The following is a 15,820-nucleotide window of genomic DNA, read 5'->3' as shown; positions in this document are numbered from 1 at the left end:
ATTGTAGAATACTATAATAAAAGAAAAAAGATGAGGTGAATCTTGTGAAAATCGGTCTTATCGGATTAGGCGATATTGCGAAAAAAGCCTATCTTCCTGTTCTATCAAAAAAAGAAGGAATTGAATTGGTCCTTTGCACGAGAAATGAAGAAACACTGCTCAGCATGGCTGAAAAATATCGAATCAAAGAAAGGGTACAGAATGTAGAGGAATTGATTGCTGCAAGTATTGACGCAGCCTTCGTCAGTACCGCTACAGAGGCCCATTTTCAGATCACGGAAACGCTTCTTGAAAACGGCATTCATGTGTACATAGACAAACCGATTTCGTTGAATTTCCATGAAACGGAACGAATCGTCCAACTTGCGAAGGAAAAGGGCAAGATCGCCATGGTCGGGTTCAACAGGCGCTTCATTCCCAAAGTGAAAGAACTGAGAGACCATGGGAAACCAGACTTCGTATTAATGCAGAAAAACCGATTCAAAGCACCGGACGAGCCAAGGAGATTCATCGTCGAAGACTTCATCCATGTCGTCGATACCCTGCGTTTCCTGATGGATTCAGACGTGTTGGATGTAAAGGTTCAATTCCTTAAAAAAGGGGACCTCCTCCATCACCTCATCATCCAGCTCATCGGTGACGACTGCACGGCCGTCGGCATCATGAACCGTGATGGTGGTGTGACGGAAGAAATCATTGAATACTCTGCCGGACATCATAAGTATGTCGTCAACAGCCTTGTTGAAACGACGCACTATCATAACAAAGAGAAGAGCATTTCTTCTTTTGGTGACTGGGAACCGACTTTATATAAACGGGGTTTCTATGATCTGGTGGATCACTTTATCCAATGTGTGGAAAAAGGGCAAGAAACCGACCCTTCCATCGGGGATTCTTTGATCACCCATGAGATTTGCGAAAGAATTGTGGGAATGATCGAGTAATGGAACGATAGGGGAGCAGCTTGTAATACGGGATTACTCAAATCGGGAAGTAACCTAAAGACTTGCTGATTTCCCCTCCAATAATAGTAGCGATAATCATACAAAAGCCCAAGTGATATACCATTTGGGCTTTTGTATATAAATGTATGGTCTACCTCCACCTCTTCGCCAACGCCTCAATATCCCCCGGATGCGTGCGGCAGCAACCACCGATGATACGGGCACCAGCCCCGTACCAAATTTCTGATTGTTCATCAAACGGGCAACGCTCTTCCTCCCCATCCCACGTTTTCGTTTCAGCATTGTAGGTCTCACCTGAATTCGGGTAGAGGATGATTGGTTTGTCTGTTTGTCTGCTTAGTACGCTTACCGCTTCACTGGCGGCAGGAATCGGTGCACAATTCACACCAATCGCAGCGATTTGTTCATTATCATTGAACACGCGGGCGCACTCTTCAATCCCCGTTCCATCACTTATCGTCTCTCCATCCTTTAATGAAAAAGACAGCCAGGAGCACGTATCAGGAAATTCTTTCAGAAGTGAAGCGAGTACCTTTGCTTCCTGTAAGGAGGGGATGGTTTCGAATGCCAGCACATCGGCGCCCGCCTCCACCAATGCTTCGATTCTCGGAAAATGGAAGTCTGCTAAATGTTGATCACTTACATCATAGTTCCCCACATATTCAGAGCCGTCTGCCAGGTATGCTCCGTAAGGTCCTACAGAACCGGCGACGATTGGTTTCGGCCTATTCGTATTTCCCTTCTCTTCCTCCCAGAAGTCATCCCGTGCCTGCTTGGCAAGATAAACCGTCTTCTTGATTAATTCCAACGCTTCGGGTTCCTGGATTCCTCGCTTTCGAAAACCATCCACCGTTGCCTGGTAGCTGGCTGTGATGGCACAATCGGCTCCTGCACGGAAATATTCAGCATGAACCTTCTCAATCGCTTCCGGATTTTCAAGAAGGACACGGGCAGACCAAAGGGGATCGTTCAAATCACAGCCGTGTGACTCCAGCTCTGTGGCCAATGCCCCATCCAAAATAATCAGGGAATGTGTTTGTAATATCACTTCAATGGGATTCAGCTTCAGTTGACTCGGCATAATCTTTTCCTCTTTTCTTCACGTATTGAGTTAGATAATAGCTTCCATAGCAAAGGGCGATAAACGGGATTCCACAATAGAGGGCGATCCTCTGAGTGGGATCAAAGGCAATGCCGATACAGGAAGCGAGACAAAGCAGGAATGACGCAATGGGAACGAATGGATATAACGGCGTCCGATAAACGAGGTCCTTCACATCGTTTCCTTCCCTTATGTACTGTCTACGAAATAGAAATTGGGCTGCACTGATGCTCATCCACACGATGACTACCGCGAGTCCTGAGACCGAAACCAATACAATATAGACCGTCCCCGGTGCGATGATGCTTGAAAGCAGGGCCAGACCCCCTCCAAGCATGCTGCACACTATCGCATTGAGTGGGACTCCACGATCAGTCAATTTGCCAAAAACCGGCGAGATCGTTTGTTTATCTGCCAGTGACCATAGCATTCTGGAAGAAGCATACAGACCTGAGTTTGCCGCTGATAAAATGGCCGTTATGATCACAAAATTCATGATATCGGCGGCAAAAGGGATTCCAATCCGTCCAAGCACTGCGACAAAAGGGCTTTCCAATACACCGGCTGACTGGCTAGGCAATAATGCAGATAATACGACAATCGTCCCTACATAGAAGAGAATCAATCTCACAAGCGTGGTGCGGATAGCTTTAGGAATTGATTTTGATGGATTCTCTGTTTCTCCTGCTGCGACTCCGATTAATTCTGTTCCAGAAAAGGCAAAATTGACGGCTAGCATGGTCATCAAGATGGCAAATGCCCCGTTCGGAAACAACCCTGAATGTGTGATATTCGAGAAAAACGGAACGGGCTCTGAATGACTGAGGGGGATGAACCCGAAAATCGCCCCTGCCCCGATCACAATAAACGCGACAATCGCAATCACTTTTATTAAAGAAAACCAAAATTCAGATTCAGCAAAAAAACGCACTGACAAAGCATTAAGTCCAAATATCAACGCAGCAAAGACCGCGCTCCAAATCCATACACTAATTGAAGGGAACCAGCGCTGCATCATCAAGCCGGCCGCCGTGAACTCCGACCCCAATGCCACTGTCCATGTCAGCCAATATAACCAACCTACCGTATAACCGGTCCCTGGACCAATGAATTTTGCCGCATAACTATGAAAGGATCCGGTCTCCGGCATATGGACAGAAAGTTCGCCTAAACAAAGCATCACAGAATAAACAACCAGCGCCCCTACCAAATAAGCAAGGATCGTCCCAAATGGGCCCGCCTGATGGATCGTATACCCCGAACTCAAGAAAAGCCCGGTCCCGATCACGCCTCCAAGAGACAGCATCACTAAATGCCGAGTCTTCATCTTTCTTTTGAAACTATGTCCTGTGTTCTCCATACAAGCACCCTTCCTTCTACATTTATTGAGGAATGGGTGAACAAACAAAAAACGCACCCTGAACGAGTGCGTCACCGACAAATAAAAGATTGCTCCTATCTATCAGGGTTTGAAACACCCGCTGGAATTAGCACAGTATCTTAACAGACCTGTTGCTGAGGCTTCAAAGGGCCAGTCCCTCCACCTCTCTGGATAAGAAAATATTTTAATTTTTTAAACTTTATCAATATATCGAAATAATGTCAAGACCTGAAACGGATAAGCTGCCCAGCCCATTCAATGGTTACATGAAGGAGTAAAAAGGGAACAACTATAGTAAAAAAGGAGAAACTGCCATGCCAGAAGGTCCCGAAATCAGAAGAGCAGCCGATAATGTTGAGCGTGCTCTTATAAATAGAACAGTGGAAGATGTTTATTTTGCCTTCCCTCATTTAGAAGACTACGAAGATCTCTTGAAGGGGGCTATCGTGATAAGAGTCGATACGAAAGGAAAGGCCATGCTCATCCGCTTTGACAATGGATACACCATCTACTCCCACAATCAACTTTACGGAAAATGGTATATCAGAAACTTATATCATTACCCGAAAACAAACCGCCAGCTCCGATTGGCCCTTCATAACGAGAAAAAATCAGCCCTTCTCTATAGTGCGTCGGATATCGAGGTTCTTCGTGATGGAGAAGTGCCATCACATCCCTTCATCTCAAAAGTCGGGCCAGACCTTTTAAGCGAAGAGGTATCCGTAAATGAGCTGGCGGAGCGGATGAAGGACAAACGATTCCGAAAGCGCAAATGGTCGATTTTATTGCTTGATCAAGGTTTTATTGCCGGAATCGGTAATTATTTGCGATCTGAAATCATGTTTGTTGCCCGTACACACCCTTCTCTCAGGCCCGTCGACTGTACAGAGGATCAATTAGACAAAGCAGCTCATGCGGTCATGAATTTAGTACAGCAGTCGTATGAAACTGGAGGTATCACAAATGATCCCGACCTTGCTCAGAAAATGAAAGACCAAGGAGTAAATCGTTCCCATTATCGTCACTGGGTCTTTAACAGGGGAGGTGCGTCTTGCTTCATCTGTGGAAGTGAAATCGAGAAGACGGTGGCAGCGTCAAGAAGGCTGTATTATTGTCCAGTTTGTCAAAGAATTGAATGATAGATAAAGGATACGTGGCAATCTTCATGCCACGTACCCTATTATCAATTAACGTACCACATTTCTATTCCGTACTCCGGTTAATCGCTTCTTTCATGGAAATCCCTTTCAACTTCCGATGATTCAGCCACAGGGATATATAATACGATGCAAGAATGATGACGAAGCTGATCAGGACACTCTTCCAATCCAGCATGACGGGAATCGTCACATTCATCTCTGCGGTGATCGAATTCATAAAGGCTGAAATCGACAGAAGCGTCACCGGGATGCCTATCACATATCCAAGGATGATAAACCAGATATTGTAACCGATCATCATATTCATAATCGTTCTTTCCCGATAACCGATAACCTTCATGAGTGAAATTTTAAATGAATTTTCCTCAATTAATAAAGAAATCAAAATATAGATGATGATCACCGCAATGATGGCGGCAACAAAGGCAATCGCCGCCACTCCATAGTTCAACGGTTTTATCATTTCCTGGAATCCGTCAATTGTTTCTGATGATTTAGTTGTCGACACGATCTTTTCTTTCGGTAATGTGAGTTCTTTGTTTGAATAAATCTCCGTATAACTCCCTTTAGGATAGTCGTTTAATTGGTTGAATTCATCCAGCGGCATATAGATCATATTTCCAAGATACGATTCTGCGATGTGATCAACGGTTAGAGTAAAGGATTTATCCGTCAATTCATTTCTCACACGAATCGAATCCCCTTCTCCAATCCCCAGTTTATCTGAGAGTGATTTATTCATGATGACTGAATTGAACCTGAGCTTTTCCCCGCTTGAGTCCTTTAATCGAATGGACGTATTATCCGGCTTAAGACCAGTGATCGTCACGCTCTCCTTCTCTGTGGTAAAAGGGGCCACAGCTCCGACCTGTCCCGATTCAGGCTCGGCGGTCTGCGGAGCATTGAATAGATAACTATACTCATGGTCGTAAACTTGCTGAAAATTATCGGTCACCAAATACTCCATCGAGTTCTTCGTGACGAATCCGAACAACAATAATAATGTGGCAAACATCACACCGATGATCAAAAAGAGTAGCCTCGGAAGGTTTCTCATGATTTCCCTGATCACAAACTTCCTTTGGAACGGCAGCTTCTTCAGCCTAAATAACCGCTCCAGCCTGTTCACTTTCACTTTTCTTTCCCCGCCTTTTATTAAACTTACGGGTGGAATCTTCAAGACGCGTTGAACCAGATAGTAAGTTAATGGGGTAAAGAGAACAAGTGGTAATAATAAGCTTGTAAGTAAGTATCCCACATGTGGTTTCACTTCTAAAACGGGCAGATTATAATACGCCGCAAATGTTGATAACAATGGGTGCAGGAATAGCCAGCCAAGAATCGTTCCCACGACACTTCCTGTGATGGCAAGAATTCCGGCATATGAGAGATAATGACGGATAATCTCCCTTTTCCTGTAGCCAAGGGCATACAATGTACCAATCTGTACATATTCCCTTTTCATTAAGCGCCAAAGCAATATGAGGATGATCACCATACTAATGAACAAAATGCCTACCGGAAGAAATTGTCCCATCTTTTTGACGCCCGCAATATCCCCTTTGATGAAGGAGATGCGATTATTATCTTTTTTATCCGTCCATTTGATAATCTGATTCGTTTGATTGATTTCTTTCTTCAGTTCATCCGGGGAGGTATGTGCAAAGCGGACACTATAATAAACTTGATGATCTTCCCACTTTGAGATAACGGATTGTTTCACGACCGCGACACCGAAAGCATCCGGATTTTTAAGGAAGCTTGATTCATCCTTTAATGGATAGATATAATCGGGGATCGCCATATATCCTGTAACACGGAACGTTTCCCCTCCCAGTTCTACCTCGTTTCCAATTGAAATGTCATGTGCTTTAGCAAAACCTTTATCTACTAAAATATCCCTCTCTGAGGACAAGTTTTCCCCTTCAACGACAGAACGGAGATTGACATCTTCAGCGGCATCCAAGATCCTGAGTGTTGTATCTTTACCGTATGAAACATCCGCGACATACCTCTCGTCAATTTCTGCCCCATTCTTTTTTTCAATCCCTGTGATATCTTTCAAAGGCTGTTGTGTAATGAATTGAGCATCTTCCACCTTATTCTCCTTGAAGAATAGGTCTAAGTTTTCAATGAGATTCGCTCCGGCTGCGGTAAATGCGTAAAACACAATGGAGCTGATCACAATCAGAAACCACGCAGAGAAAAACTGTGCCTTCTTTTCCATAATGGTCCGAAAGAGTTTTTTCCGAAGAGGCATCACCACTCAACCCCTTCAGCAGAGGTTTGATGTTCATTGACAAAGTCGGACTCTATCTTCCCATCCTTCAGTGTGATGACCCGGTTCGCCATGCTTTTGATTGCCTGATTATGCGTAATGATGAGGACTGTTGTGTTAAACTCTTTATTCACTTTTTCGATCAGCTGCAGAATCTCTTTCGATGTCCCGGAATCCAGGGCTCCCGTCGGTTCGTCACATAATAATAGTTTCGGAGCTTTCACGACAGCCCTGGCAATCGAAACGCGCTGTTGCTGTCCACCGCTTAACTCCCTTGGAAACCGATCCTCCATCCCCGACAACCCCACGGCGTCAATCACCTCTGAAATAGACAATGCCCCCCGACTGATATTTCCCGTTAATTCGATGTTTTCATAGACCGTTAAATTAGGGATCAGATTATACATTTGAAAGACAAAGCCTACGTCTTCCCTTCTATAATCCACAAGATGCCGATCAGTCAATTGGGTGATATCTTTCTCATTGACGATAATACTTCCGGAATCAACCACATCAATCCCGCCGATCGCATTTAACAGCGTGGACTTCCCGGAACCCGATGGACCGAGAATGACGACAATCTCACCCTTCTCCACTCTTACACGTATATCCGTCAGGGCTTGAAATATCATTTCGCCACTCTCATAGGATTTATGAACTCCTTCTATTCGCAGAATGCTCATGTTCATTCCTTCTTTCCAGGCTTCATTTTTCCTTCGAATAAAAATCGGATATGCCTCGCCAGTTGTTCCTTATATGCTTTGAGATCCATCTCTTCGTTATACATATACAACATTGTGTCGGACATGGCCGCACTATAGATGGCATAAGCTGCTTCCTGTGGATCAACCTCGACGACAAAGCAATCTGAATGGCTCTCAATCATATACATGACCCATTTCATCATCTCTTCATCGATTCCTAATAACCCCTGTCTAAGACGGATGCTCTCTTCCACTTCCCCCGTCATCACATGAAACAACTCCCGCCAAAATGCTTTCGGATAATGCTGAAAAAACTCTGCAAAACCCTGCATGGCCCCAATCACACTTTCTACGAGATCCCCACTCTCTTGTGAGGAAAAAGGGTCTTGCAGTGCTTCTTTCATTTCCTCCGCTTCTTCAGTGAAGATCCGCAGCAGCAAAGCTCCCTTAGAAGGGAAATAATTGTAGATGGTCCCGGTACCCACCCCGGCATCCTTCGCTATTTCAACCATGGAAGCCGTTTCGAATCCCTTTTGAGAGAAGATGTTTTTCGCTGATTCCATGATGTTCAGCTGCGTTTGCCGTTTCTTATCTTCACGTAGTCCTGCCATGTTCATTGCTCCTTTGAATACAAAAATATGAATACGTTCATTTATGAATACATTCATATTTTAACTGGAAGAATATTGATTGTCAAACACAGCCTGTCTAGGGAATAATAAAAGCCCACTTCATCAAATGAAATGGGCCCGCTCTTTCTACATTCCATATTCCTTTCGATACTCATCATGCTTTGGCTGGAACAGTTCCTCATTGGATGGCCTCACATCCGAGAAATGATCCACATTGTAATGACCTCTCAGTGCGGCATTATGATGGGCGATGATTTGCTCAGCTTTCAAGGCTTGAGAATCCTTGGTGGAATGCCCATCAGCCACCAGGGTCACATCGAAACCGCTCACCGTCGCATAGCGGACAGCCGTATCGATGCAGTACTCTGTCTGACAGCCCGCAATCACGAGATGCCCCACCTCTTTTTCTTTTAAGAATGAGAGTAACGGCGTCCCGTAAAACGAGTTGGTGGCGAGCTTATCAAACACCTCTGCATTCTCCGGAATCTCAATGCCTCGATGCACCTCGAATCCTTCACCGGTACCGCCAGCGACGTCTTTATCCCTGATGAAGACGATGTGGGCATCCGCTTCCTTTGCTTGCGTGATCACGCTGTTGATGGTCTCGATCAGTTTTTCTTTTTGAAAAACCGCCTGCTCTTTCTCGTTTCCTTCCACTAGTTCCTGTTGCACATCAATGACAAGTAATGCCTGCTTCACATACAAAACCCCTTTACGATTTTAGTCCTCTTTTAAATGGATGTCGTTCGGTAATCTTTTTCATCATGAACCGCCCCCTTTTAAGTCTATATGTGTATAGTTCGGCTTATCCCCCGTTCAATCCTTTTATTCAGCAAAAAAGCTCGGAATCACATATGACTCCGAGCTTATTGCATATATATCAGGGAAGTAAGACGATCTTCCCCAGTTTTCCTGAATGTTTAAAATAGGTTTGTGCTTCACCCGCCTGTTCCAGTGAAAACGTCCGGTCAATGACCGGCTTGATTTTCCCTTCGGAGATCGCACCAAGCATACGTTTGAACTCTTCTCTTGTCCCTAAGACCGAACCATAGAACGTGATATGTTTTAAATAGAGGGTTCTGAAATCGAGTTGAGTTTTCTGACCACCGGCGGATCCGGATATGCAAAACTTGCCGCCTTTTTTCAAGACTTCAAGGGATGTTTCAAACAGTGCATCCCCTACTACATCCAACACCGAATCGACAGGACCTCCATTTACTTCAACGATTTCCTCGGCAAGGTTCGCCGACCTATAGGACAAGACGTGTGTGGCCCCGAGTTCTTTCATCTTCTCTTCTAAAGCCAAATCACCCACTATGGCAATGACCTTTGATCCAAATACTTTGGAGGCAATTTGAACATTCAATGATCCCACACCGCCATTGGCACCGGTGACGACAATCGTTTCCGAAGGCTGAGCCTGGATCTGTTCCACCATATGCCATGCCGTCAAACCGCTGACGGAAAACACGGCACTTTCTTCATACGTGGAGAGAGGCATGTCATAACAGAGTTCTGCAGGCCATGCGACGTATTCTGCATATCCGCCGTCATATTCGGAACCGATGAATGACATATCATCTGATATATGTTCGCTACCTTCCGTGCCGCTTGAAGTGAATGGGAAAAGAACAACAGATTTCCCCACTAGGGTTTCAGAAACATCGGCACCCACTTCTACTATTTCACCGGTGATATCCGATCCGGGAACCCGTGGGAACTGGACACCTTCAGGACGCCAGCCTGACTTTTCTTCTGTTCCATAGGCGCCTTCTCTCATCCAGATTTCTGTATTGTTGATGGCACACGCTTTCACTTTGACAAGGACCTCTCCCTTTTTTGGGGGCGGAATTACAATATCCACTACTTCGAGCATGTCGACATCTCCATACCCTGTAACTTGAACAGCCTTCATGTTTCGTTCCACCTTTCCATTTTGGTTCTAGAGTTGCCGAAAACCCGCTTCTTTACGTTCCACAATAGGTACGATACGGACGGTTAGACGGACTTGGAGGTGCGCAATACTCTTCCTGGTCTGAAGAGTAAGCGTACGGATCTTTCAGAACTGCAAGCAAGTCGTTCATGATAGTGAGATCATCCTCTTCGACTGCTGCCTTGAGCGCTTCTTCGACCTTGTGGTTGCGAGGGATGACCGACGGATTGCTCGTGCGCATCCGCTGTCGGGAAGCTTCCATCGTCTCGTCCTGTCTCCCTAACCTTTCCTTCCATTGTTCTTTCCAAACCGCATAATCAGGAGTCTTGAACAAGTCTGATTCTTCACGCCCCAGTGTCAGGCTCCGGAATGTATTCGTAAAGTCTGCCTGATGCTTATTCATCAGTACCAATAGATCTTCAGCAAGGGAACGATCTCCTTCTTCACTATTGAATAATCCCAGTTTCGCCCTCATGCCATTCAGCCAATGACTCTCATACAATTTAGGGAATTCCAGTACCGCATTCTGTGCAAGTTTCAAAGATTCTTCCTGTTCGTCATGAAGGATCGGAAGCAGGCTTTCGGCAAAGCGTGCGAGATTCCATCCCGCAATCGGCGGCTGATTCCCATATGCATATCTTCCTTGTGCATCGATGGAACTGAAGACCGTTTTCGGGTCATATGTATCCATGAAGGCACATGGCCCGTAATCAATCGTTTCCCCGCTGATCGTCATATTATCTGTGTTCATGACTCCGTGGATGAAACCGACCACCTGCCACTTAGCGATAAGGGCAGCCTGGCGTTTGATGACTTCCTTCAGTAGGAAAAGGTAACGGTTCGGAGCATCGATTCCTTCTGGATAATGGCGCTCGAGGGCATAATCAGCAAGAGCAAGAAGATCATCTACCTCACCGAATCTTGAAGCGAACTGGAACGTCCCGACACGGAGATGGCTTGCGGCCACCCTGGTCAGGATCGCACCCCGCTGTTCGGTTTCCCGGTAGATGGGTTCTCCTGTAGTGACCACAGCAAGACTCCTCGTCGTGGGGATCCCGAGTCCGTGCATCGCTTCACTGATGATGTGCTCCCGGAGCATGGGACCGAGTCCCGCACGACCGTCTCCTCCACGGGAATAAGGGGTTCTTCCTCCCCCTTTAAGCTGTATATCAAATCGTTCTCCCCCCGGAGTGATCTGCTCCCCGATCAGGACAGCGCGTCCATCACCCAGCATATTGAAATGTCCGAACTGATGGCCGGCATATGCTTGAGCAAGGGGATCAGCTCCATTTGGGATTTCATTGCCCGATAGGACATCCGCTCCAAGTTTTTCTGCATCAAGCCCCAGGGATTCAGCAACCTGCTCATTTAAAACAACCAGCTCAGGTGCACGCACCGGTTCCGGATCTTGAAGAGTGAAAAATGTTGCCGGAAGACTTCTATAACTGGTGTCGAGATTCCAACCTGTTTTCTTTTCCATTGTCGTCCTCTCCTCCTTTTCATTAAGTAAAACAAAAAACCATAGACGTTGTTCTATGATTTTTTGGTGAATTTCCCTTTTATCTCCCTTTCATTATACCGTTCTTTTCCGCTAATGTCCTTTATGGCCCCTGCCGAAAACACCCCAATACGAAAGATAAATCATAAGGATCAACCCCAGTGAGATGAACAACCCGATTCGTTGATTCGCGTGGACCAGAGCACCTGAAATCGCAAGGAGAATCAGGGCGATCCCTGCATATGAAGTAAAGGGGTATCCAAACATCTTAAATTTTCCATTCGATGCGTCATACGAAGGATGCAGCTTTATATGGGAGACAAGGATGACGCCCCAGTTCAGGATCAGCATGACTCCGGCGGCGGTCGTGATGTATTCGTACACTTCATTGGGCAAAAGGAAGGAAAACAGAATCGATACCCCAAGCCCGACCGCTGTGATCATCAAGGACTTCACCGCCACTCCCCGGTCATTTTTTTCAGCGAATCCCTTAGGCGCATCCCCATCAACAGCCAAGGATATCATTACATTCGTGATAGAGAATAAAGCCCCTACCATCGTCGAAAAAGCAGCACTGATAATGATGATATTGAAAATCGAATCAAGGAACGGAATGTGGTAAGTCGAGAGCGCCGTAACAAATGGGCTTTCTGACTCGTTGATCTTTGTCCAGGACACCATGCTCATGACAAAGAACAAGGAAAGAACATATACCGTCACTAATGAAAACAATGTCCCCTTCCCTGCCTTAGGGACATCTTTCTGGTCCCGTAATTCATGGGAGGCGATTCCAAGAACGGCAATTCCCCCGAATGAGAAAAACACAAAAATCAGCGCCGCCCAGGTTCCTTTGATTCCCTCAGGCATGAAAGGCGAGATGCCTGCATCCTTGGCAGACGCAAGCTCTGAAGGCGTGATAATGTGAAATAACAGGAGAGCACCGAACACAATAAAAATAAGCAAAGTGGATAATTTAATCACGGCAAAAACCGATTCAATTTTGCCGAAGTTGCTCGCCCCCAAAAGATTGATGCCGAACCCGAGGGCCGCATAAAGAATGGAAAAGATCCATAACGGGACATAGGGAAACCAAAACTGAGTGAAAGTCGATAACGCCACGATTTCACTGGACATGATCAGGATGCCAGATAGCCAGTACATCCACCCTGAGACAAACCCGAAAGAATGTCCGAATGCTTTCTTCGCGTATATTCGAAACGTCCCCTTTTGTGGATCATTCGTAATCATTTCCGCCAGGGCACTAAATACGAAATATGCCGTCACTCCGGCGATGATGTAATCGATGAGTATGGAAGGTCCGGCCGTCTTGATGGATAACCCTGTCCCCAGAAAGAATCCTGCCCCGATGACGGATCCGATCCCAATCAGGGAAAGCTGCCACCAGCTGAGCTTCGTTCCTTCCCTTTTCTCCTGCTTCTTTTGTTGGTGATGGGCTACCGTTTGGGTCAATAAATGCTCGTCTTTCATTCAACCATCCTTTCCTATGTATGTATACCAATAGGTTTTTCATCAGATGGGATTACTATACAAGCGGCTAACACCCGTGGGATTAACACAATTGTAAAAATTTAAATTATTTTGAAATCATTGTCACAAAACGTTATAATTGGGCTAAAAGATAAGGGGGCGTTTCTACTGAAAAGATTCCAGGTCGTCGGTCTACCAATTCAGTTCCTACTTACATGTATCGGTCTATACCTTTTCAGTGGGGCGGGCTCGCTCCTTGCATACGATACTGAATTAGTCATCATGCTGGGGAAATATCTTCAAACCCTTCAGGAGATCGGACGTGAAATGCTTCATCCCACTTCTATCATCTTCAAAGTCGGGGATCCTATGGACTACAAAAGCTATTCGCTTTACCCGTTATTTTTTCAATTGTTCGGTTACTCATTCTCACTTTTAGTTCTGGCTTTTTTCCTGGCTGCCATCACATCCTCCCTTGTGAGCTATTTGTTTATGTTTCTCCCAAAGAGGGTGTATCGAATCTGCTTCCGTTTACTCGACTCACTGGATTCCCTTCCCGACGTCATGATCATTGTGATCATCCAGCTGTTTATCATCTGGTTTTTCAAGAAAACGGATATTTTGCTATTTGACATTTATACTCTCGGCGATGAAAAAATTTATCTGCTTCCAATAATTTGTCTTAGCATAATGCCGATTGCGTTTTTAACAAAACATTTCATATTTCAGCTTCGGGAAGAAGAAGAGAAGCCTTACGTGGAGTACTCGTATTCTAAGGGGTTCTCAAAAGCCTATACAATATGGGTTCACTTATTTCAAAATGTATGGCTTCACTTTTATTTCCATATTAAACCGATTTTTCTTTTGATGCTTTCAAATCTGTTGATCATCGAAATCCTTTTTAATATCAACGGATTTATGAATGTACTTCTCGATGTTTCAAGGAATACGCCAAGTGCATTTTTCGTCGGGATGCTGATGATTTACATACCGTTTTTTCTTATTTTTACTTTGGGAGCCGTTTTTCTAAAGAAATGGTTATCGGGAGAGGAGGTCAGTTCATGAGAGTGCTTACATCACCACGCTTCTGGCTGCCTTTAGGTTTTCTTCTGGTTCTGGTCTCAGCAAGCTTCATCGTGCCCGCCGTCTATCCGGAGCTACTGGAACCGGGTCCCCCTTATTTAAAGGATGATGCAGGGAAGATCATCGCAGATCCCCCTTATACGATGGAGGAAATGAAGCCCCTCGGAAGTGACAAACTCGGACGGAATTTATTTTATTTACTATTGTCCGGTGCGAAATATACCTTGCTGTCGGCTATGATCATCGCACTCCTCCGCATGGCCGGTGGGTTCGCGTTCGGGATTGTGTATGCTTTTCTCCCTGATTGGGCCAGGCAGATGATTAAGGGAATCGGGGATACATTCAACTTTATCCCCCTTGCGATCATTGCTTTCGTTCTCCTCACTCCCCTGCAGCTTGCCTTTGAAGCAGAGGCCATGTTTTCATTCCGGTTTCTGGTCATTGAGGTTTTCGTGATCGCCATCATCGTGATCCCTTCTCTTGGCTTGTATATGGGGGAAGAAATGAAGGAGTATTTAAAGAATGATTTCGTTAGTGTATCGAGACAAATCGGGGCATCGAAATACTATATAATCAAGCGGCACCTGCGTCCACATTTCAGCCGTCATGCCCTTGTCATGTTTTCAGAGCAAATATCACAGACCCTTTACCTTCTCATTCAACTTGGGGTTCTGCATATCTGTTTGGGAGGGTTGAAGATAGCGGAGTTCGGAATCATGGAGCACATACCTGAATACTTCTCTTATACAAATGAATGGGCGGCGACGATGAGCATCAATATTCAGATGGTCTTTCTGCATACATGGCTGGTGCTTACCCCACTACTATTTTTTGCGATCTCCATCTTTTGCATCAATGAAGTGACCAGATTCTTAAAAGAGGTTCTCCTTGAAGATAACCTCCCTGTCGGCGAGGCAAAGCCCATTTCCAAACAGACTCCACCTTCATCCATGTTTGATGATCCATTCACGTTTACAAACCGCTCAAGGGAGGAATCGCATTGAGAAATCAACTATTATTGATCCTCTTTCCCATTCTCATCGTACTGACCGGATGCAGGGTTGAAATGGCAACGGAACTCCCTCAAAGACAAGAAGCTCCATCCGGGGTCAGGATTGAAATGAGCGGGACCGTCTCCCTTCAAGGAAAAGAACTAATCGTGGAAGGGAAATCCAATCTTCCAGAGGACAGCATCCTATTTGCCGGCCTTAAAGATTATGGTGAAATGGAATCCTACGCCAGGGTCATCAACTGGCAGGGAGAAGAAACCGATGAATATGTCACGGAAAGCACCGGGGCGGTGGACGATAAAGGGAATTTTCAAATCAAAGTGGACCGGGTCAATCCGCAATCCCGCTACAAACTGGAGGTTCTCTTTAACCCCGCCATCCAAAAATCCAAGATTCAGGAAATCTACGGCTTCTGGGGAGAGGACATCGCCCACAACATCGGCTACCTCGATTTCGAGTATAATGGCAACACGCTCTCCGGGATGATCAAAGTCGCCCCGATCGTCAGTATCACAGATCCAAAAGGGGACGGTGCCAAATGGAACCTCACCAACATTCCGAACAAATCAAGGGCACTAAAGTGACG

At 45.5% G+C, this 15,820-nt stretch carries 14 protein-coding genes and 1 riboswitch; of the genes, 5 read left to right on the top strand and 9 right to left on the bottom strand.

All coding sequences use genetic code 11. The features are described 5' to 3' along the window. Window positions 1-44 precede the first annotated feature (44 nt). Window positions 45-944 (top strand): Gfo/Idh/MocA family protein, encoded by a 900-nt coding sequence (locus tag AM506_RS07045; protein WP_060671780.1) that lies wholly within the window; start codon window positions 45-47, stop codon window positions 942-944. Between the two features lie 151 nt (window positions 945-1,095). Here the strand turns inward: AM506_RS07045 and mmuM are convergent, their stop codons facing one another. Further along, window positions 1,096-2,046: a homocysteine S-methyltransferase gene (gene mmuM / locus AM506_RS07040; RefSeq protein WP_060671779.1), complete on the bottom strand. Its 951-nt coding sequence runs from the start codon at window positions 2,044-2,046 to the stop codon at window positions 1,096-1,098. Next, the gene (gene mmuP / locus AM506_RS07035; RefSeq protein ID WP_060671862.1) at window positions 2,015-3,427 is read right to left on the bottom strand and encodes an S-methylmethionine permease; all 1,413 of its coding nucleotides are present in this window, start codon (window positions 3,425-3,427) and stop codon (window positions 2,015-2,017) included. Before mmuP ends, mmuM begins: the two co-directional genes overlap by 32 nt. Window positions 3,428-3,519: 92 nt before the next feature. Beyond that, a riboswitch (SAM riboswitch) is annotated at window positions 3,520-3,626 on the bottom strand. A 136-nt stretch (window positions 3,627-3,762) separates the two neighbouring features. Between mmuP and nei the strand changes: the two genes are divergently transcribed. Continuing rightward, the gene (gene nei / locus AM506_RS07030) at window positions 3,763-4,587 is read left to right on the top strand and encodes an endonuclease VIII (RefSeq protein WP_060671778.1); all 825 of its coding nucleotides are present in this window, start codon (window positions 3,763-3,765) and stop codon (window positions 4,585-4,587) included. A 64-nt stretch (window positions 4,588-4,651) separates the two neighbouring features. Here the strand turns inward: nei and AM506_RS07025 are convergent, their stop codons facing one another. From AM506_RS07025 to AM506_RS06995, 7 genes are all read right to left on the bottom strand, one after another. Then, entirely contained in the window at window positions 4,652-6,868 is a 2,217-nt protein-coding gene (locus AM506_RS07025) for an ABC transporter permease (RefSeq protein ID WP_060671777.1), read from the bottom strand. Further along, complete coding sequence (locus tag AM506_RS07020; protein ID WP_060671776.1) at window positions 6,868-7,569, bottom strand: ABC transporter ATP-binding protein; 702 nt, start codon at window positions 7,567-7,569, stop codon at window positions 6,868-6,870. Before AM506_RS07020 ends, AM506_RS07025 begins: the two co-directional genes overlap by 1 nt. 2 nt (window positions 7,570-7,571) lie before the next feature. After that, window positions 7,572-8,201 (bottom strand): TetR/AcrR family transcriptional regulator, encoded by a 630-nt coding sequence (locus AM506_RS07015; RefSeq protein WP_060671775.1) that lies wholly within the window; start codon window positions 8,199-8,201, stop codon window positions 7,572-7,574. Between the two features lie 147 nt (window positions 8,202-8,348). Then, window positions 8,349-8,921: a cysteine hydrolase family protein gene (locus AM506_RS07010; protein ID WP_060671774.1), complete on the bottom strand. Its 573-nt coding sequence runs from the start codon at window positions 8,919-8,921 to the stop codon at window positions 8,349-8,351. Window positions 8,922-9,102: 181 nt separating this feature from the next. Continuing rightward, on the bottom strand, window positions 9,103-10,137 hold the full coding sequence (locus AM506_RS07005) for a zinc-binding dehydrogenase (protein WP_060671773.1): 1,035 nt from the start codon (window positions 10,135-10,137) through the stop codon (window positions 9,103-9,105). A 52-nt stretch (window positions 10,138-10,189) separates the two neighbouring features. Beyond that, window positions 10,190-11,635 (bottom strand): protein adenylyltransferase SelO, encoded by a 1,446-nt coding sequence (locus AM506_RS07000; protein WP_060671772.1) that lies wholly within the window; start codon window positions 11,633-11,635, stop codon window positions 10,190-10,192. 111 nt (window positions 11,636-11,746) lie between these two features. Next, window positions 11,747-13,141, bottom strand: a complete 1,395-nt coding sequence (locus AM506_RS06995; protein WP_060671771.1) for an amino acid permease — start codon at window positions 13,139-13,141, stop codon at window positions 11,747-11,749. Window positions 13,142-13,423: 282 nt separating this feature from the next. Here AM506_RS06995 and AM506_RS06990 point away from each other — a divergent pair, with 282 nt between their 5' ends. Genes AM506_RS06990 through AM506_RS06980 form a run of 3 tightly spaced genes read left to right on the top strand, consistent with a single transcriptional unit; the run spans window position 13,424 to window position 15,818 of the window. Further along, window positions 13,424-14,206, top strand: coding sequence for an ABC transporter permease subunit (locus AM506_RS06990; RefSeq protein ID WP_152968543.1), 783 nt, complete (start codon window positions 13,424-13,426; stop codon window positions 14,204-14,206). Beyond that, complete coding sequence (locus AM506_RS06985; RefSeq protein ID WP_060671769.1) at window positions 14,203-15,228, top strand: hypothetical protein; 1,026 nt, start codon at window positions 14,203-14,205, stop codon at window positions 15,226-15,228. Before AM506_RS06990 ends, AM506_RS06985 begins: the two co-directional genes overlap by 4 nt. Beyond that, a complete protein-coding gene (locus AM506_RS06980) occupies window positions 15,225-15,818 on the top strand; it encodes a hypothetical protein (protein ID WP_060671768.1) in 594 nt (197 codons plus the stop codon). Before AM506_RS06985 ends, AM506_RS06980 begins: the two co-directional genes overlap by 4 nt. The last annotated feature ends 2 nt before the right edge of the window (window positions 15,819-15,820 follow it).

The organism is Rossellomorea vietnamensis (assembly GCF_001305855.1).
Taxonomy (GTDB): Bacteria; Bacillota; Bacilli; order Bacillales; family Bacillaceae_B; genus Rossellomorea; species Rossellomorea vietnamensis_A.
Note: the sequence above shows the minus strand (reverse complement) of the source record. Positions and strands in the feature narration are given on the sequence as shown.